16 protein-coding genes are annotated in these 18,349 nt (G+C 36.2%); 3 read left to right on the top strand and 13 right to left on the bottom strand.

The features are described from left to right. Positions 1-100: 100 nt before the first annotated feature. Together A5889_RS10775 and A5889_RS10770 are read right to left on the bottom strand one after the other, a co-directional pair. A complete protein-coding gene (locus A5889_RS10775; protein WP_087641896.1) occupies positions 101-1,504 on the bottom strand; it encodes a helix-turn-helix domain-containing protein in 1,404 nt (467 codons plus the stop codon). Between the two features lie 254 nt (positions 1,505-1,758). After that, positions 1,759-2,265 (bottom strand): VanZ family protein, encoded by a 507-nt coding sequence (locus A5889_RS10770; protein WP_087641895.1) that lies wholly within the window; start codon positions 2,263-2,265, stop codon positions 1,759-1,761. Between the two features lie 112 nt (positions 2,266-2,377). Between A5889_RS10770 and A5889_RS10765 the strand changes: the two genes are divergently transcribed. Next, entirely contained in the window at positions 2,378-4,174 is a 1,797-nt protein-coding gene (locus A5889_RS10765) for a M3 family oligoendopeptidase (protein WP_087641894.1), read from the top strand. Positions 4,175-4,434: 260 nt separating this feature from the next. On the opposite strand, the gene A5889_RS10760 is transcribed toward A5889_RS10765, so the two are convergent. From A5889_RS10760 to rpsO, 6 genes are all read right to left on the bottom strand, one after another. Further along, positions 4,435-5,736, bottom strand: coding sequence for a coiled-coil domain-containing protein (locus tag A5889_RS10760; protein WP_087641893.1), 1,302 nt, complete (start codon positions 5,734-5,736; stop codon positions 4,435-4,437). 398 nt (positions 5,737-6,134) lie between these two features. After that, complete coding sequence (locus A5889_RS10755; protein WP_087641892.1) at positions 6,135-7,445, bottom strand: coiled-coil domain-containing protein; 1,311 nt, start codon at positions 7,443-7,445, stop codon at positions 6,135-6,137. 178 nt (positions 7,446-7,623) lie between these two features. Beyond that, on the bottom strand, positions 7,624-8,133 hold the full coding sequence (gene mreD / locus A5889_RS10750; RefSeq protein ID WP_087642068.1) for a rod shape-determining protein MreD: 510 nt from the start codon (positions 8,131-8,133) through the stop codon (positions 7,624-7,626). A 7-nt stretch (positions 8,134-8,140) separates the two neighbouring features. Further along, positions 8,141-9,001, bottom strand: a complete 861-nt coding sequence (gene mreC / locus A5889_RS10745) for a rod shape-determining protein MreC (RefSeq protein WP_176372883.1) — start codon at positions 8,999-9,001, stop codon at positions 8,141-8,143. 182 nt (positions 9,002-9,183) lie between these two features. Beyond that, complete coding sequence (gene pnp / locus A5889_RS10740) at positions 9,184-11,298, bottom strand: polyribonucleotide nucleotidyltransferase (protein ID WP_087641890.1); 2,115 nt, start codon at positions 11,296-11,298, stop codon at positions 9,184-9,186. A gap of 296 nt (positions 11,299-11,594) precedes the next feature. Continuing rightward, complete coding sequence (gene rpsO, locus A5889_RS10735; RefSeq protein WP_069663025.1) at positions 11,595-11,864, bottom strand: 30S ribosomal protein S15; 270 nt, start codon at positions 11,862-11,864, stop codon at positions 11,595-11,597. A 296-nt stretch (positions 11,865-12,160) separates the two neighbouring features. On the opposite strand from rpsO, the gene def reads away from it, so the two are divergent. Continuing rightward, positions 12,161-12,724, top strand: coding sequence for a peptide deformylase (gene def / locus A5889_RS10730; RefSeq protein ID WP_087641889.1), 564 nt, complete (start codon positions 12,161-12,163; stop codon positions 12,722-12,724). A gap of 142 nt (positions 12,725-12,866) precedes the next feature. Here def and A5889_RS16495 read toward each other — a convergent pair whose 3' ends face one another. Then, the gene (locus A5889_RS16495; protein ID WP_422389717.1) at positions 12,867-13,472 is read right to left on the bottom strand and encodes a VanZ family protein; all 606 of its coding nucleotides are present in this window, start codon (positions 13,470-13,472) and stop codon (positions 12,867-12,869) included. Positions 13,473-13,572: 100 nt separating this feature from the next. After that, positions 13,573-13,998, bottom strand: a complete 426-nt coding sequence (locus A5889_RS10725) for a hypothetical protein (protein WP_087641885.1) — start codon at positions 13,996-13,998, stop codon at positions 13,573-13,575. Positions 13,999-14,103: 105 nt separating this feature from the next. Between A5889_RS10725 and A5889_RS10720 the strand changes: the two genes are divergently transcribed. Continuing rightward, a complete protein-coding gene (locus A5889_RS10720) occupies positions 14,104-15,534 on the top strand; it encodes an ABC transporter permease (protein ID WP_087641887.1) in 1,431 nt (476 codons plus the stop codon). Positions 15,535-15,746: 212 nt separating this feature from the next. On the opposite strand, the gene A5889_RS10715 is transcribed toward A5889_RS10720, so the two are convergent. From A5889_RS10715 to A5889_RS10705, 3 genes are all read right to left on the bottom strand, one after another. Continuing rightward, the gene (locus A5889_RS10715) at positions 15,747-16,523 is read right to left on the bottom strand and encodes a Cof-type HAD-IIB family hydrolase (protein WP_087641884.1); all 777 of its coding nucleotides are present in this window, start codon (positions 16,521-16,523) and stop codon (positions 15,747-15,749) included. A gap of 23 nt (positions 16,524-16,546) precedes the next feature. Continuing rightward, positions 16,547-17,194 (bottom strand): DNA alkylation repair protein, encoded by a 648-nt coding sequence (locus tag A5889_RS10710; RefSeq protein WP_087641883.1) that lies wholly within the window; start codon positions 17,192-17,194, stop codon positions 16,547-16,549. An 89-nt stretch (positions 17,195-17,283) separates the two neighbouring features. Beyond that, entirely contained in the window at positions 17,284-18,081 is a 798-nt protein-coding gene (locus A5889_RS10705; RefSeq protein WP_087641882.1) for a formate/nitrite transporter family protein, read from the bottom strand. Positions 18,082-18,349 lie beyond the last annotated feature (268 nt).

Here is an 18,349-nt window from a genome sequence, read left to right as displayed (position 1 = left end):
TTATAGTAGCAGTAGAAAGCGTTTAACATCCGTCAGTTTTTGTCTATTTTTTTGTTAAAATTTGAAGTTTCATTTCTTTTTTATTTCTTTTTTAAAAAAATCACCTTTCTTTAACGATCTGCCATAATACTTTATCAAGTTCTGCATAGTCGATTTTTGTCAGTTCAGTATTGAAGATAAGATTAGGCACATCTCCGATTTTTTCTTTTGGTACTTTACTTGTCGATAGCACCAGTTGGTACTCTGTATCGTTGAGAGCTGATTCCTGTATGACTTCTAAGTTGTAGTCATTTTTATACGTCTCATCTAAGCGAACAATCACACGCTCTTCTTCCAATACAGGCAAGTTCGTGATCAACACAACCCTTATTTGCTTTTCAAATTGTGATAATCTACCAATAAACGCATACATCAAGAGGTAGCGTGGAATCAAAAAATTTTTTTGAAAAAATACAGTATCACCCGTTTGCTCTGCAAGTAAATCGATCAAACTCGCTAATTTACTGATCAGTACAGGATATTTAAGTTGTATACGATTCCAATAATTGTATCTGGTATTACTGAACTCAAATCCTTTAAATATCTGGCAAAATATATGAGAGCTAAACGCATATGGAGTTAAATGGTTCACTTCGATTTCTGATAGTTCGATATTATCCAAATGCTCTTCCGCCACTTTTCTTAGACTGACGATAGATTGATACAATGCAGTATTATTTATTTCATGAAAATCATAAATTCTTTTTTTGATTTCTGGATCACGGTAGCAATCATCTACTGTCAAAACGGCTGAAAACATAAAGGCTGCTTCCGCAGTTGACCACATGCTTTCTTCAAAATGTTCTTTAAGGCATTCAGAAAATTCCTGAAACAATTCATTATTCTCCGTATTTTCCTTAACCTCAACAGACCATTTTACTGAATGTCCATTTTGATTTCTGGTAAGGCAAGTTGCGATAAAATAAGCCATACTCTGACGTTTTAAGGTAGACAATTCAACTTTAAAAAAAGCTTCAACACTAGTGAGAATTTGATCTACTCGCTGAATGGCTACTTGTGAAAATGGCCATTGCTTGCCTTTAAATAGATTCCAAATCACTGAATGAGCAAACTTTCTGATTTGGTATTCATCACCGATCAATTGAAAGCTTCCTTTTTGAATATCTAGATCATATTGCTGTAGAATTTCTCTGAAATCTCGGATCATTCGCCAAATCGTAGATTCACTTGTATAATTTTCCTGCGCAAATTGAACAGCTGAACTAATATTTTCAAAAAATATCGCATATGTTAATTGGTAACACACGGTGTTTTGCATGATAAACAACAAGAATGACTCTATCTCACCAGAGTCCTTAAAATACAATGAACAACCAAAATGCTTATCATAGATCAATCGCGACTCACCTGTTGGATCATACACTATTAATTCCTCTTGTATAAGTAGTAAATATTTTTCAATCGTCCGTTTGCTCATACCTGTTTCTTCCACAAGTTCTTCCATCGTCCACCATTGCTTAGACCGATCAAAGTGACTGATCAGTTGGACTTTCGTTCTTGCTTATTTATCAAAAAGTATCAGTCCTAAATTATTTCTAATCATGCTCTCCACCCTCTTATGGCATCTATCATACATGAAATTGAAATAAGATAATAATAATAAGTATCAAAAAAAGAAAAGCATATTTATAAAAAAAATACACTTTTCTTCAATAAAACAATTATATTTTGGATCTAACTCGTTCAGCATTATGATGATCACCGCTTTTTAGATAAACGCTTGATTCCAAGAACGATCAAACATAAAAATACCGCACTTAATGCACCAAAGGAATCCAGCATGACATCCTGAAACAACGGGCTACGCCCTCCTGTCAGCATCTGGTGATATTCATCTAGCCCAGCATAGCCTGTTGCAGCCAACCAAGAAACCACTCCCACTAGAAGCGGCTGTTTTAACTTCATATTCAACCCAATAAACCAGCTTCCACCCAACAAAAAGTATGTCCCAAAATGTGCACCTTTGCGAATAAAGAATTCAATAAATTTAGCATAGCCCATCGCTTTGATACTAACTTCACTGCCCGCATAGCTAAATGAAATTCCTTTTAATTGTGCTGCAAACGGCTTGCTGCTCAATACATTATCTAATAGCCCAACCTGAGATTGCTGTTCATAAGTCTGTGATGAGCTAAAAAACAAGATAGCCATGATCAGAAATGCAAAAGCTATGTATAAATTGCTATTTTTTAATTGTTTTTTCAAAATATCTCCTCTTTTCTTCTATTATATAGCTCTATTTCCCTAACATAACGAATCATCAACTCTTTTTCTTGTGCTATACTATAGAAGTAATTTAAAGAAAGAAGGGACGTTTATGACATATTCACTAATTTGGGATTTAGATAGTATTTTCCCAGGAGGTAGCCAATCGACTCAATTAGAGCAACGGATGCTTGAGCTGCAGAATCAAAGCAAAGACTACCATCAATTGATTGACCGTTGGGAACCGGAAAAAGATACTAACTATCAAGAATTGAAACAAATTTTATCATTACAAAGCATTATCTCAGATGGTTTTGGACAATGCAATAGTTTTATCAATGCACTTTTATCCGCTGATACTTCAGATAAAAAAGCAAAAACACTTTCAGGTGACCTTTATGCTTTATTGCCAGCTATCCAATTAGCTGAAACGATCTTCACAAAAAAATTAACAGAAATTTCAGAGGATGTTTGGACGACACTTCTTTCTTCTTCTGAATTTGAAGCAATTGCTTTTCGCTTGAATGAGATTCGCCGAGATGGAAAAAAACTACTTTCTGAACAAGAAGAACACATCATCAATACCTTATCACTCGATGGTCTTAACGCTTGGAGCAGCCATTACGATACGATCGTCGCAAGCATTGCTATCCCGTTCAAAGAAACAGTTCTTTCAGCTGGACAAGCATTTAATCGTATGATGAGTGATCCTGACAAAGCAGTTCGAGAAGAGCTATTCACTGCATGGGAAAAAGCTTGGAAAGAAAAAGCTCCTTTGCTAGCCGATACATTGAATCATTTAGATGGTTTTCGCTTGAGTCAGTACAATTTGCATGGTGTAACTGATTTTCTTGAAGAACCTCTAAATTATAATCGTATGCAAAAAGAAACCTTGGATGTTATGTGGGCAACGATCCAGAAAAATAAACAGCCTTTCATTGACTATTTAACACGTAAAGCTCAACTATTTGGCAAAGAAAAAATGGACTGGCAAGATCAGGATGCACCGATCATTCTAGGCGACTCTATAGAAAAATCATTCAGCTTTGACGAAGCCGCTGAATTTATTTTGAAAAACTTTGAAACATTTAGTCCTAAAATGGCTCAATTCTCTAAGACCGCGTTTGAGAAAAGCTGGATCGAAGCAGAAGACCGACCCGGCAAACGTCCAGGCGGCTATTGTACCGAGCTACCTGAAACAAAAGAATCCAGAATATTTATGACCTTTGGCAATTCGATCAATGAAGTTGCTACTTTAGCTCATGAATTAGGCCATGCTTTTCATAGCAGTGTCATGTGGGATCTTCCTACACTTGATCGAGAATACGCAATGAATGTAGCTGAAACGGCAAGTACCTTTGCTGAATTGATCGTAGCAGATGCAACACTAAAAGAAGCTGAAACACCGGAAGAAAAAATTAATTTGCTAGATACAAAAATGCAAAATGCCATTGCAATGTTCATGAATATCCATGCCCGTTTTATTTTTGAAACAAACTTCTACGAAGCACGAAAAGGAGGATTGCTAAGTGAAGATGACATCACAGAACTAATGCTTGAAGCACAAAAACAAAGCTATCAAAATAGTCTTGGTACTTACCATCCACATTTTTGGGCAAGTAAACTGCACTTCTTTATCGATGATGTACCATTTTATAATTTTCCTTATACTTTCGGCTACCTATTCAGCATGGGTATTTATGCTTATGCGAATCAGCAAGGTAGTGACTTTGAAGATCAATATATTGCATTACTGCGTGATACTGCATCGATGACATCAGAAGACTTAGCTAAGAAACATCTTGGCGTTGATTTGACTAAACCTGATTTCTGGCAAGCAGGAATCGACCAAGTCATCAAAGATGTAAATGAGTTTATGGAATTAACTGAGCCATACGTCAATAAATAAAAAAATACCCTCTTTTAATTAACGATTAGAGGAGGTTGAGACAGAAGTGTTCACCCCCGAGAAATAAGAAGGAATTCATGGAAATTGATCTTCAAATTTTTGTGAATTTCAGCTTATTTCCGAAGGGGTTACTTCTGTTCTCACCGTTTATTCGTTTTTTAAAGGGACTGGGTTGTAACTCATAGAGTTATGTCCCAGTCCCTTTTTATAAAAAAAGAATCAGACAACTGTCTGATTCTTAAATAGTTAAGTTTATGTGATTACATACGTACTGCAAAGCTTGGTGTGAATGAACCAACGTTACTGTATTCAACGCCTGTACTTTCGTTACCAGCATGGATATAACCGCCGCCACCTGTAGCGATCGCTACGTGGTAAGAAGCACCTGGGCTACCCCAGAAATATAAATCTCCTGCTTGAGCTTCACCTACAGAAATGCGTGTACCAGCACTTTCTTGTGCTACAGTATATCCACCGACATTACGGCCAGTTGATTGCATAAATGCATAGTAGACAAGTCCTGAACAGTCAAAGCTGTTTGGTCCTTTAGCACCCCATACATATGGTTTACCAACTTGTGCTGCTGCAACTGAAATTGCAGAACCGCCAGTTGATGGTGGTAACACAGGATCTGGCTCAACTGGTTCCGGTGTTGGCGTCGGATCCGGCGTTGGCGTTGGATCTGGAGTTGGTGTTACATTCCCGCCATTACCATTATCTGTACTTGGTGTTGTTTGATTTTCTGTTGAACCTGTTGTAGATTGTTCAGTTGATGATGCTGTTGTAGTGGTTGGCGCTGTTTCTTTTGCTGCAGCTGCTTCTTCAGCTGCTTTCTTCGCATTCGCTGCTACTACTTTTTCTTGTTCAGCAATACGTGCACGTTCTGCGATCGCATCTGCTTTTTCTTTTTCTAAGCCAGCTTTTTGGTCTTCAGCTGTTGCTCTTTCTGCAGCTAAAGTTGTTTGTAATACATTCAACTCAGCTTCAGCTTTTACTAAATCACCTTTTTGAGCTTCAAGAGCTACTTGGTTATCTTGTAAATCTTGTAATTTTTGTTCATTTTCAGTTTTCTTTGTTTCAACGGCTTTTTTATCTTCTTGTTGTTGTTTCACTAAGTCGTTGTTTGCATTAACGATCGTAGACATCGCTGTTACACGAGTGATCGCATCTGAAACTGATTTGGCATTCAAGATCGCATCCATATAGCTTGTGCTATTTCCGTTAACTTGTACGTCACGAGCTTGGTTTTGGATCGCTTTTTCACGTTTGTCGATACGTTTTGTCAATTGAGTGATTTCTTTTTCTAATTTTGTAGATGTACTTCTTAATTTGCCTTGTTCAGCAATCAAAGTTTGTGCTTTTTCATTAATAGAAGCCACTTCGTTTTGTACAGATGCTAATTGATTTTGAGCATCAGCTTCTTGAGATTTTAGTCCGCTAATTGTTTGGTCTTTTTGTTGAATCTTTAAATCCACTTCATCTGCATTAGAAATTGCTGGTAATGCTACAGCTGAAAGGGTTAATGAGCAAATCATTAGTAATGGTAATAAGCTTTTCTTCACTATTCATTCCTCCGAAATTTTACTTATAATATAATCTTCATCGTATGAGTATTTTACATTCTTTTATTAACAACGAAATCATTGTATCATAGTCACATGTCATACATATAATAATAATGTTACAGGAGTATTTCATTTTTGAAAGCTACATATAACAAATAAGAACACGCTATTTTAACACCTGAAATGCCTATAGAATAGCATTTTCAACCATTTCCTAATGGTATCTTTTTTATTTAGAGAATGATTCGAAATGCCAACGACTATTTTAGGGTACTCTATTAAAGAAAAGAATACAATCATCATGATTTAGAATATACAGTTTTGATTCCTTTATAATGTCCTTTCTTCAAAAAAATCCCAGAGAAGATTTTCTCTGGGATTCAACATTTACTTATTTAGCCTGGAAAGCGCCATACGACAGCTCTAAAGTTTGCAGCATACGGACTTGGTGTCCAGCCTGTCGTTGTTGAAACATATCCAGAACCTGCCGGATTGTTTGACTCAACGATTTGAACTTGGTCTCCTTTAACTCCTACTACTAGGACTGTATGGACACCATCTAGCCATGAATCAGGACTAAGCGCGTTTTCATATTGGACAACGTCACCTACCTGAACATCAGACCAAGAAACTTGAACCGCACCGGATTGTGTATATCCGCTGTGAGGACCACCTGGTGTAAATCTGATTCCAGCAGCATTCAGCCAATTTTGAACAGCAACGATACATTCACCGCTTTGTCCCCAACCAGTAGGATTTGTTTGACCCACTGAACTCAAAGCAATTTGTGCTGCTTTTTTCTTCGCTTCTGATACTTTACCGCTACCGATACTATTTGTATTACCTGTTGGCGTTTCAGAAACTGGAGTGGATGGTGCAGTGGTTGTTCCATTACTCTCTACAACATTGGTTTTAACAAGACCGGGGTTCGCTGCTTGTGCTTCCGCTAACTTAACAGCTGCTTCTGCCTCTGCTTTTCTTTGTGCTTCTTGTTCTTTGGCTATTCTTGCTTGTTCTTGCTCTAATTTTTTCTGAGCGGCTGCTTTTTGTTCAACGTATTCTGATTTTTTATTTTCTTCTGTCGTACGTTGCGCTTCCAACTCATTTTTAGCGATTTCTTGTTCTAATTTTAGCGTATCTAAAGATGCCTGTTTTGCATTCAACTCTTTAGTCGATGTTTCTAAAACAGAAATTTGAGTTTCAACTTTTTTAGATTTCTTCTCAACATCTTCTTTATCATTTGTTTGTTGTTCTAATAAATCGTTATTTGCATTGACCAATGTCGTGATACCTTGAACACGGCTGATCGCATCTCCGATAGATTCTGAGTTTAGGATCACATCAAAATAACTAGTGCTAGTTCCGCTGACCTGAACATCACGTGCTTGATTACGCATTTGAACTTCTCTTTTTTGGATACGAACATTCAAATCAGAGATTTCGTTATATAATTTTGTGATTTCGTTTTTAAGGGTCTTTTTCTTAGCTGTCAGTTCATCGATCTTTGTCGCCGTTTCTAACATATCTGACTCGATCTCTGCTAACTTAGCTGCTGCCTGTGATTCTTTTGTTTTTAGGTCATTGATGATGTTATCTTGTTGTTCAATCTTTGTATCATAATCGTCGGCAACTGCTGCAAGTGGTAAAGCAACTGTTGTAAGAGTGACTGAACAAACCATCAATGCTGATAATAGACTTTTTTTCACGTTTTAATTCCTCCGGTATGTGCTGGACTCGTTTATATAAATCAAAATTATTTTTATTTAGTCAATGGCATTATTGTATCATAGCTGTATGACATGCAGATAAAAGAGATATTACAAAATTGTTTCATGACCGTAAGACTATCTTGCTTTATTATCTAACAGTGCCAATAAAAAGCGACTATTCATTAGCAAATAGTCGTTTTAATGGATATGAAAGTAAAACAAATAGCAGCATATTAAAAATCAATGTTGGCCCTAACACTTTTGTGACAAATAAAATCGGTGCTACTTTTGATATTGAAAAAATAACCTGCAGACCAACTGCTATTAATTCATACGCTGTCACAAAAATGATCATCCCAAAAAATGCAGTCAATAAGTTTGTATGTACCACACGTTGAAAACGGAACATCATCATGACTGTTGCAGCTAAGGCCACTGTATAAATTCCGATGATACCCAAATAATAGCTATCACAAACTAAACCCAAAACCAACGAAGCGATCAATAAATAACGTTTAGATAAATTTGGTACGGCCATTAGAAAAGCCAACAATAAAATATGAGCACTAGGAAAATAAATGTTGTCCATTAAATTTTCAACACCATGCGTCAACTGTCCATCGATCAGCATCAGTAAAAAGAAAACTACAGGCGCGTAGTATTTCACATTTTCTTTTTTGATCATCTGCATGTTACTCCCCCGCTCCTGCTAATCTCTTAATGATCGTAACCACAGGCATATTATACATTTCAGCATAAGGTTTTACATATACTTCCCGATCCAATCCATAGCTGTCCGGTTTCACTTTTTCGACTACACCGACTGGCAGATTAGCTGGAGAATTTTGACCTAAACCTGATGTTTGGACAACATCTCCTTCTTTAATATCCAAGTCTCCTACGATCTGGCTAACGATCAAGGTGTTTTCTTTATCATCGTACGTTTTCAAAAGACCATATGAGTCGCCGTTTGATGAATTGATCTGAACAGGAAAATGATTTGAATTTTGATTTTTTGAAGTCAATAATTCCACCTTCGAAGTAGCTGCACTAACTTCGATGACGCGGCCGATCAATCCTTTTTGAGATAATACAGCCATATTAGGTTCAATTCCATCTTTTGATCCCCGATCAACGATCAAAATATCCTGCCACATATCAGGTGTCCGTGTGACAACTGTAGCTGTTACTCTTTCATAGTTGCCTAACGTTTCATTTAGCCCTAGCTCTTTTTTCAGTGCTTCATTTTCTTTCTTCAAGTTATCATTTTGAATCGACAATTCACCGTAACTATCGATTCTTTCTTTCAAGCGTTCGTTCTCATCATACGTGTTGAAAAGAGTGCTGATTGATGAAATTCCGCCACCAATTGCTTTCGCGGGAAAAGAGATTACTTTATCAATAAATCCTACACTATCATTCACAGCAGATTGACCTAAATTTGTTTTCCCTTTATTTGCTCGGTTGGCAGCGGTCAAACTGATGATCGTTACTACGATGATCACAACGATCAACGTAATGATTATATTTTTATTTGGATTAAACTTTTTCACATCGACACCTCGAATAATCTTTAGACTGATAGCAATAATTTTACCACTAAATTCAGACAAACAAAAGAGCTGTGGTACGACTTTACACTTTTTTACTAAATATCTCTTGCTTTAGACAAAAAAACAGAGCAGGCATAAGCCTCACTCTGCTTTGATCATTGTTTTATTGTTTATCGATTTGTTTATTTTTCTTTTTTCTCTTCGTTTAATAATGCTTTACGTGACACGTTCACACGGCCTTGTTTGTCGATCTCAGTTACTTTAACAAGTACTTCATCACCAAGTTTAACAACGTCTTCAACATTGTTCACACGTTCATTCGCTAATTGAGAAATATGGATCAGGCCGTCTTTTCCTTTGATCAGGTTAACAAAAGCACCGAATTTTTCAACACGAACTACTTTACCTAAGTAAACTTGTCCAACTTCAACTTCTTTTGTTAATTCTTCGATGATCTTGATTGCTTTTTTGATCATATCCGCATCAGCAGAAGCAATGCTTACATTACCATCTTGATCGATATCGATTTTAACACCCGTTTCATCGATGATACCATTGATCGTTTCTCCGCCTTTACCGATCACGTCTTTGATTTTAGCAGGAGCGATTTGGATCATTTCGATCTTAGGCGCATATTGGCTTAATTCTGGACGTGGTGCAGCTAAAGTAGAAGTCAACTCTGCTAAGATTTCCATACGAGCTTTTTTCGCTTGCGTCAAAGCTTCTGTTAAGATTTGTTCAGTGATTCCTTGGATCTTGATATCCATTTGTAGAGCTGTGATTCCTTTTTCGGTACCGGCTACTTTAAAGTCCATATCACCAAGGTGATCTTCTAATCCTTGAATATCGGTTAAAATCGTATAGTTTTCGCCATCGCTGACAAGTCCCATCGCAATACCGGCAACAGGCGCTTTGATCGGCACACCTGCATCCATCAATGCTAAGATTCCTGCACAGATACTTGCTTGAGAAGAGGAACCATTTGATTCTAATACTTCTGAAACGACACGGATCATGTATGGGAAATCTACTTCATCAGGAATAACTTGCGCCATCGCACGTTCGCCTAAAGCTCCATGACCGATTTCACGACGACCAGGTGAACCTGCACGTCCTGTTGAACCAACAGAGAATTGCGGGAAGTTATAATGATGGATGAAACGTTTACTGTCCTCTACACCTAATCCATCAATGATTTGGTGTTCACCAAGCGGCGCCAAGGTTACAACAGACAATGCTTGTGTTTGTCCACGAGTGAATAAGCCTGAACCATGAACGCGCGGTAAAATACCGACTTCTGAAGCCAGTGGACGAATTTCGTCTAATTTACGACCGTCAGGACGGATTTTATCGATCGTGATCAATTCACGTACAACATCTTTTTCAAGATCTTCTGCGATTTGCTTCACTTCTTTAGCGATTTGATCTTCATCGTCATGACCTGCAAATTTCTCTGCATACGCTTCTTTGACTTGATCTTTGATCGCATCGATATTGACTTCACGCGCTAATTTTTCTTCTGTCATTACGGCTTCTTTCATCGTACCGTAATACGCATCGAAGATTTCTTTTTTTAATTCTGGATTTACTTGTAATAGCTTGATTTCCATTTTTTCTTTGCCGACAGCAGCAACGATTTCTTCTTGGAAAGCCACTAATTCTTTGATTGCGTCAAAACCGAACAGCAAAGCGCCTAACATATCTTCTTCTGATACTTCTTTTGCACCGCTTTCAACCATGTTGATCGCTTTTTTCGTACCGGCAACTGTTAATTCGATATCTGTTTTTTCCGCTTGTTCCACTGTTGGATTCAAGATATATTCGCCATCTACACGACCCACATCAACACCTGCGATCGGTCCGTCAAATGGAATATCCGAAATCGCTAAAGCAAGAGACGAACCAAACATTGCCGCCATTTCAGGGGTGCAATCTTGATCTACGCTCATTACTGTATTCGTGATTTGTACTTCATTACGGAATCCTTCTGCAAACATTGGACGAATTGGACGGTCGATCAAACGAGCAGTTAACGTTGCACGTTCACTTGGACGTCCTTCACGTTTGATAAAGCCGCCAGGGATTTTACCTACGGCATACATTTTCTCTTCATAGTTGACTGTTAATGGGAAAAAGTCAAAGTCTCTTGCGTCTTTCGAAGCAACTGCTGCAGTTAAGACAACAGTGTCGCCATAGCGAACTAAAACAGCACCATTTGCTTGTTTAGCTAATTGACCGATCTCGACTTGTAGCGGTCGTCCGCCCCATGTTGTTTTGAATACTTGTTTTTCTGACATGTATCGATTCTCCTTTATTCTTTGGAAAAGTCAGACAGCTACTAAACAAATGAAAAGATTCAAAAATTTGAGTCCTTTTATTTGGTTAGTAGATTTATGTAACCTTTCCAAAGATCCGATTATTTTAGTATTTTCAAGGATACTGAACCTTTTTAAATAGACTAAAAAGCCAAAAATGGCGAGTCAGAAGCAACTCTTTTGAAAATAAAATGAACTACACAAGAATTTGTAAAAATTTTCGTGAATTCCTTCCTAATTTCTCAGAGTTAGGCGCTTCTGGCTCAGCCTCTCAATGATTAACGACGTAATCCTAAGCGTTGGATCAATTCGCGGTAACGTTGGATGTCAGTTTTACGTAAGTAAGCTAACAAGTTACGACGGTGTCCAATTTTTTTCATTAGTCCACGGTAAGAATGATGATCTTTTTTGTGAACACGTGCATGTTCGTTAAGGTGGTTGATATCAGCAGTCAATACAGCGATTTGTACTTCTGGTGAACCAGTATCTCCTTCATGACGAGCATACTCTTTAATGATTTCGTTTTTCTTTTCTTTAGACATTGCCATGTTTTTCACCTCTTCTTTAAGTAGTCATCTCACTACTGAGTAATGCGTTGGTGATTCGCACAACCAAGTAAAAGACGGTATGTTTCCATACAGTGATACTTTACAGGATATAAGGTCAAAATGCAAGACTAAGCTGATGTCCACTAGTGTTTTTTCAGCAATTTATCCCATTTATCAGCATTTTGTGATAAACTAGATAAGCAAATAAATAGATGAAGCTAATCAAACAGCAGGATAAACCAAATAGGTCTGTCTTTGCTTTTAGACTTTTAAATAATCGAAGGAGGAATTATCCCATGATCACCATGGAGGATATTATCCGTGAAGGAAACCCCACACTTAGAGAAGTGGCAAAAGAAGTGTCTGTGCCGCTAACTGACGAGGATATCAAACTCGGCGAAGATATGATGGAATTTTTAAAAAACAGCCAAGATCCTGTGAAAGCAGAAGAACTGGCTTTACGCGGCGGCGTAGGTCTTGCTGCACCTCAATTAGATATTTCAAAACGAATCATCGCAGTCCATGTACCAAGCAATGATCTAGAAAATCCTGAACCAACCTTGAGTGCTGTAATGTACAACCCTAAAATTTTGAGCCATTCTGTTCAGGATGCTTGCTTAGGTGAAGGTGAAGGCTGTTTATCTGTAGATCGTGAAGTCCCAGGTTATGTGGTACGTCATAACAAAATCACGCTTTCATATACAGACATCACAGGAGAAAAACAAAAAATACGTTTGAAGAATTATGAAGCGATCGTCGTTCAACACGAGATCGATCATTTAAACGGTGTGATGTTTTATGATCATATCAACCAACAAAACCCATTTGCTTTGAAAGATGGCGTGTTGGTGATTGAGTAAGAGCTTGAAAAAAACGTTCAAGAAATAATCATTATCTAAAATCCCAGCAATCAATTTGCCTGATTGCTGGGATTTTTTTGTATAAATCAGAATTTTTTTAGTAAGGCCTTCACCTCAATATGAAACACTTATTAAGTGATCATTAGACGTTTTCACTGGATTGTTCCCTAGTACTGATGCTTTTTTTTAGTTGAAGTGAAAATAGTTTATACAAGAATGTTTTTTGTAAAATCAAGCCTATATAAAAGCCTATAAAATTTAGAAGAATATCGCTAAGATCGAAAATTCCTAAAGAAAACGTATATTGAACAATTTCAACTAGAACAATAAAGATAAGAAAAGAAATTATTTTCTTGCCCACTAAAAAACCTAATGGAATAAAATAAATTATATTGAACAAGGTTTCGATTGTCCCTTCCCCATTTCCTATTCCCCATAGAAAATCTAATGGATTAAGCGAAATTCCTCTAATTCCAATACTTTTAAAAAAGAGAAAATAAATCAAAGTAATGAAATAAAAAAAATAGAATGAGAGAAGAACAGGACGAGAATTTATATGTGTTATTAATACAAAGATGAAATAAGCTAAATAAAAACTCAAGAGAAAAATAATCGTGAATGAGACCCAAAAATCTCCCTCCTCAGGTGAATATATATTTGTAATATAAGTAAAAAGTCTAGATGATAGAAATTCTTGATATATATATGTCACCACAAAAAAGCACCCAATAAAAATACCTAATGCCATCGATATGTATTTATGTCTATTTATCACAAAAACAACTCCTTTTAATAATATTAATAAAAGAGAGTTACTAATAGCATATTTATATTAGTAACTCTAAATATTAATTTGTTGATAAAACTCCTTTAATATTTGCTGTAGGATTTGCAGTTGCCCCAGCAGGCTTCGTTGAATCAAATCGTAAATAATGAGTCCCTGCTGTTCCTAGTTTACTATTTAATACTTTTGATGAGTTTGTGACATTACCAGAATAACTAACATTTCCAACATTTGTATACCCAACTGTATTTTTTCGACGAAGCGTGATTTTCATTGTTTTAGCTTGTTGCGTATTTGAATTCGACCACTTACTTTGAGTATGCTTAACCGATACTTTTTTCCCTTTGGCAATGTTATTACGACCTTTAGAATCCCAATTTCTGATTCCTGTTCCATCATAACTAAATACAGTGGCTGCATCAGCAGAGTCGAAAAACAATACTATTCCCCCAACCAACATGAGTAAACTTACAATAACTTTTTTCTTCATTTTTGTATCCCCCTTAAAAAATAGTTGAACTTTATTACAATAAATATTATATACTATATTAAAGCAATATAATACATTTTTTTTAAAAGGAGTTACTATTAGATTATGAATACATTCAAAAGATCATTTTTAAGCATCATAAGGAACAAAAAAAGCAGTTTGAGTCTACTGCTTATATTAATAATATTAAGTTTTATCTATTCTGGGGCACTATCGTTGAAGCAAGCCTATACAAAAAATGAATCAAATATTAAAAATAAACTTCCTTTGACAGCAACAATTATAAATAACTACACAGAGCAAGAAGACTATCTAAGTAACAACCCAGACAACTTAGTCGCGCCAATCAAATTAGAAAAATATAAAAAGATAGGTGATTTAGAGTATGTTAAAGAATATGATTATTCTGAATATGATGTTATTCAAAGTAACAAATTGAAAAGCCAGAGATCAATAGCTGACATAGAAATTGAAGAAAGAGATTGGACGAATACATTTTTATTAAAGGGAGTTAACAATAATAAGATTTTTGATATAATTTCAAGTAAAATTACCATGGAAGAAGGTAGGTCTTTTTCTAAAAAAGAAATCGAATCTTCAGACAATGTAACAATTGTTTCTAAAAAATTTGCTGAAGAAAATAATTTGGCACTTAATGAAGTCTTTTCATTAGATCGAGTTTTTAGTATAGATGATACTCAGAAAGAACATCACATAGGAAAGTATCAAATCATAGGTATATTTGATACAAAAAAGAAAGTAAATGAGCCTAAAAATGATTTTCAGTTTGAAGAGTTAGTAAACAATACTCGATCCTCAAACACGTTGTATATACCCAATAAAAATTTAGTATCTAGAAGAACTGTCTTTTATGAAGAGCAGGGGTTAGAGATTCCTTCTGAAGAGTATGATGCTTATTATGAGTTGAAAGATGTAAAATATACAGAAAGTTTTCGCCAAGAGGCGGAAAACATACTTGGGACAAAACTCTATAATGTGATTATATCTACAGATCAATACAACAGTATAAATCCAACTTTTGTAAAATTAAAAAAAATAGTAGATAACACCATGATACTAATGTTTATAACATCTATTTGCATAATCAGCCTAAGTGTTATTTTACTGTTGAGAGATAGAAAATATGAATTTGGCGTATATTTATCTTTAGGAGAAAAAAAATTAAAAATAATTTCCTTAATTATGATTGAAATACTTACAATTGCAACAGTAGCCGTATCCATTTCAGTGTTTCCTAGTCATTTAGCAGCTAAAGAACTATCCTACATCTTCTTTAATAATGCTGAAGAAGAAGAATGGACTATAGAAAAAGAGACAGAAGTTCAACAATATAATAGTTTAGGTAATTCCGTTATAGACGTAGAGCAAACTGAAGAAAATTTCGAAGTATCAATTTCAAAGCCCAAAATTTTAACTGCATATTTTTTCATAATATTCGTAATAATTATATCTATGATTATTCCTATGATATACATATTTATGATAAATCCAAAAAAACTGTTACTAGATAGGTAAAAAACAAAGAAAAAATTCAGCCTTTGTCTATATAAAAACAGGTATTAAAAAAATTAAGTAGATTACAACTGAAACCATCTTCAAGCATATATTATTATCAGCAATCTTTACACCATCAATCTTGCATCCTATCTTATTTTAACACGTACAAAAAAGACTGCAGCTAAACGTCTAAAAAGACTTTATCTGCAGTCTGTACTACTAATCTCTATCTAAATCGCCTTTAACTCTTTCAACGCTTTCCAAATCCCATCATTATCGTTGGTATCTGTCACAAACTTCGCTTCTTTTTGGATATGCGGCAGTGCATTGCCCATTGCTACACCGATCCCTGCTTCTCTTAGCATTTCCCGGTCGTTTTCGCCATCACCAAAGGTAATGATATTTTCCCGCTCAATTCCTACACGATCAGCTAAATTCAATAATGTGGCAGACTTCGAGCCATTTTTCGGAACGATATCTACACTTTGAGGATGCCAACGGACAAAGCGAAACTTAGAGAATTCATTGTCAAATACGCCTTCATACGATTCATCATAAAAAGCCAAGCCTTGGTATACATCGTTTTCCTTATGGAAATCTCCATCATATTCAGGAGCTGCAAAATCAATAGAGCCCATTGCTTCCGCCATTTGTAGCTGACGGTGATGATTATTTTTTTTCACATCGTCTAAGCCGACATACGCCAAACCGATCTCTCTTTTTTCCAATTCAGATGAAAAACGCTGCAGCTCTTCTTCATCCAATAAATTTTGATAATACTGCTCATGATCTAAAAATGCAGCAGCACCATTACAAAGAACATAGTTTGAAAAACCTAAGTCTAAAATAATATCCTGCGCCATAAAACGACTACGCCCTGTAGCAACAGTCACCAGATGACCTTGCTGTCTAAGTAGTGCTAATGCTTCTCTTGTACTTTCCAGTGGTTGTTTGTCGCTTCCCAGTAATGTTCCGTCGATATCAAATGCAAAAAGTTTTCTTTTCATGGCGTATTATTTTCGCTCGCTTTCTATGATTTTGGCAAATATTTGCTGCCTTCTCTAACTGCTAATGGACTTAGTTCCATCGTCGTGATCAGTTCTTGAACCCATTGAGGATCTGTTTTACTATGCTGGCGTAATGACCAGCCGATCGCTTTTTGAATAAAGAACTCATCTGTAGTTTTATCATAAATAATCGCTTTTTTCAACAGCTCGGTGTCCGTTCTGTCTTTATACAATAACTGTAAATTGATTGCTATCCGTCGATGCCAGAAGTCTTTTTCTCCGAAAAAAGCGTCAAATAATCGAGGCATTTCTTCAAAATGACTCGCACCCCATAAGGCAAAAAATTTACGCCAAGCATCCACGCTGTCCCACCAAGCTTTTTCAATGACTAGTGGTTTGAACTGTAATACTTCTTCAAAGCTCAAACGCTTCACATTTACCGTTGCTAGATCGATCGCAACATACTGATATTCCCGTTCAGGTTTCTCATAATAAACATTCACCAGCTCAAAAAGGTCTGCAAACGGCAGTTTTTTACTGGCTTTTAAAAGCTCTTTTTCCATTGCCGCACGTGTTGGTGCAGGGACACCTGCAAAGGGGAATAAATTTTTCATGTAAGCAGCCATTTGTTGCGACTTCTCTTCATTTTTAGTAAAAATAATTTCGTCCACACGTTTACTCCTTTGTCTTTTCTTCCATCTTAAAACAATTTACGTCTAACAGCAAAAAAGAGTGGGGAAAAAATCCCGCACTCTACTTTTTAATCTACATATGTTGTGTCCGCATTGTTCAACCATGCATAGCCCAAGCCCATCACTAAGCCGCCGCCGATAAAGTTACCGATCAAAGCAAAGAACAGATTGTGCGCAACACTGCCGACAGTCATCGCGGCCATTGTTCCGTGTGAAGCAAAATAAGCTAAGCTAAACGCAGGGAAATTGGCGATAACGTGCTCATAGCCTAAGAAAGCGAAAATGAAGATGATGAAAATGATCGCAGCGACTTTACCCGCGTCGTCCTTCATACGCATACTTACTAAAACAGCTGTATTTACAACGATATTGGCAAAAATGGCTTCAACCAAAATCTGGACCGTCGTCTTGTTCAATTTACCAGCGATCGATGTAAAGAAGAAGCTATCTGGTGCTAGGTCTTGATAAGGTACCGTCAACGAAATCAAGTAACCGAATAATACCCCACCGACTAAATTAAAGAAAATACAGGTAAACAAAATTTTTGCAGCAAAGGAGAAATTGATTTTTTTTCGATAAACGCCGACAGTCATATACAACATATTTGACGTACCTAACTCAGCATTCATATAAAGAATCATCACAAGTGACCAACTGAACATAAAGGCATACAACATTTTGCCAAGTCCATGTGCGATATCCTCACCTTTCATCGCAATAGCGAATGCCACAGCTGTTCCTAGCGTTAAAAACATACAAGCAAGCATGGCACGAAAAGCATAGCGTAAGAAACTACTTTGGAATAAGTTCATTTTTTTATTGATTGATTTATCGATCTGCTCAAATAACGGCGATACAGGTTTCATCTTGTTTCTCCTTTTCATATTGTTTTCATTTTATATTTTCAAAAACATCCTTTACTATTTTAAAGACCTCTACGCATTTTGTCTAGTGCTTTTTCATACAAAGTAACACTTTTTTCTATTATGAGCAAAACAAGTGATAAAGTACGTCGATCCTCTACTCCTTTTCATTCTTTCTCGCTACTTTCCTTTCTTTTTATGAAAAAACAATGAGAAAATCCTTCCGAAGACCGATGAGAATTTGCATTTTACTGGTAAAATAGAACTAAGT

This window comes from Enterococcus sp. 9D6_DIV0238 (assembly GCF_002174455.2).
GTDB lineage: Bacteria > Bacillota > Bacilli > Lactobacillales > Enterococcaceae > Enterococcus_L > Enterococcus_L dunnyi.
The sequence above is the reverse complement of the archived record's forward strand: the minus strand, read 5'-3'. Positions and strand labels throughout refer to the sequence as shown.

Excerpts from the sequence above, each read along its gene's own strand:
- A5889_RS10715 (WP_087641884.1), bottom strand. The coding sequence starts at position 16,523 with ATGAAAAGAAAACTTTTTGCATTTGATATCGACGGAACATTACTGGGA.
- A5889_RS10765 (WP_087641894.1), top strand. The coding sequence starts at position 2,378 with ATGACATATTCACTAATTTGGGATTTAGATAGTATTTTCCCAGGAGGT.
- A5889_RS10720 (WP_087641887.1), top strand. The coding sequence starts at position 14,104 with ATGAATACATTCAAAAGATCATTTTTAAGCATCATAAGGAACAAAAAA.
- mreD (WP_087642068.1), bottom strand. The coding sequence starts at position 8,133 with ATGATCAAAAAAGAAAATGTGAAATACTACGCGCCTGTAGTTTTCTTT.
- A5889_RS10725 (WP_087641885.1), bottom strand. The coding sequence starts at position 13,998 with ATGAAGAAAAAAGTTATTGTAAGTTTACTCATGTTGGTTGGGGGAATA.
- A5889_RS16495 (WP_422389717.1), bottom strand. The coding sequence starts at position 13,472 with ATGGCATTAGGTATTTTTATTGGGTGCTTTTTTGTGGTGACATATATA.
- def (WP_087641889.1), top strand. The coding sequence starts at position 12,161 with ATGATCACCATGGAGGATATTATCCGTGAAGGAAACCCCACACTTAGA.
- A5889_RS10705 (WP_087641882.1), bottom strand. The coding sequence starts at position 18,081 with ATGAAACCTGTATCGCCGTTATTTGAGCAGATCGATAAATCAATCAAT.
- A5889_RS10775 (WP_087641896.1), bottom strand. The coding sequence starts at position 1,504 with ATGGAAGAACTTGTGGAAGAAACAGGTATGAGCAAACGGACGATTGAA.
- pnp (WP_087641890.1), bottom strand. The coding sequence starts at position 11,298 with ATGTCAGAAAAACAAGTATTCAAAACAACATGGGGCGGACGACCGCTA.
- rpsO (WP_069663025.1), bottom strand. The coding sequence starts at position 11,864 with ATGGCAATGTCTAAAGAAAAGAAAAACGAAATCATTAAAGAGTATGCT.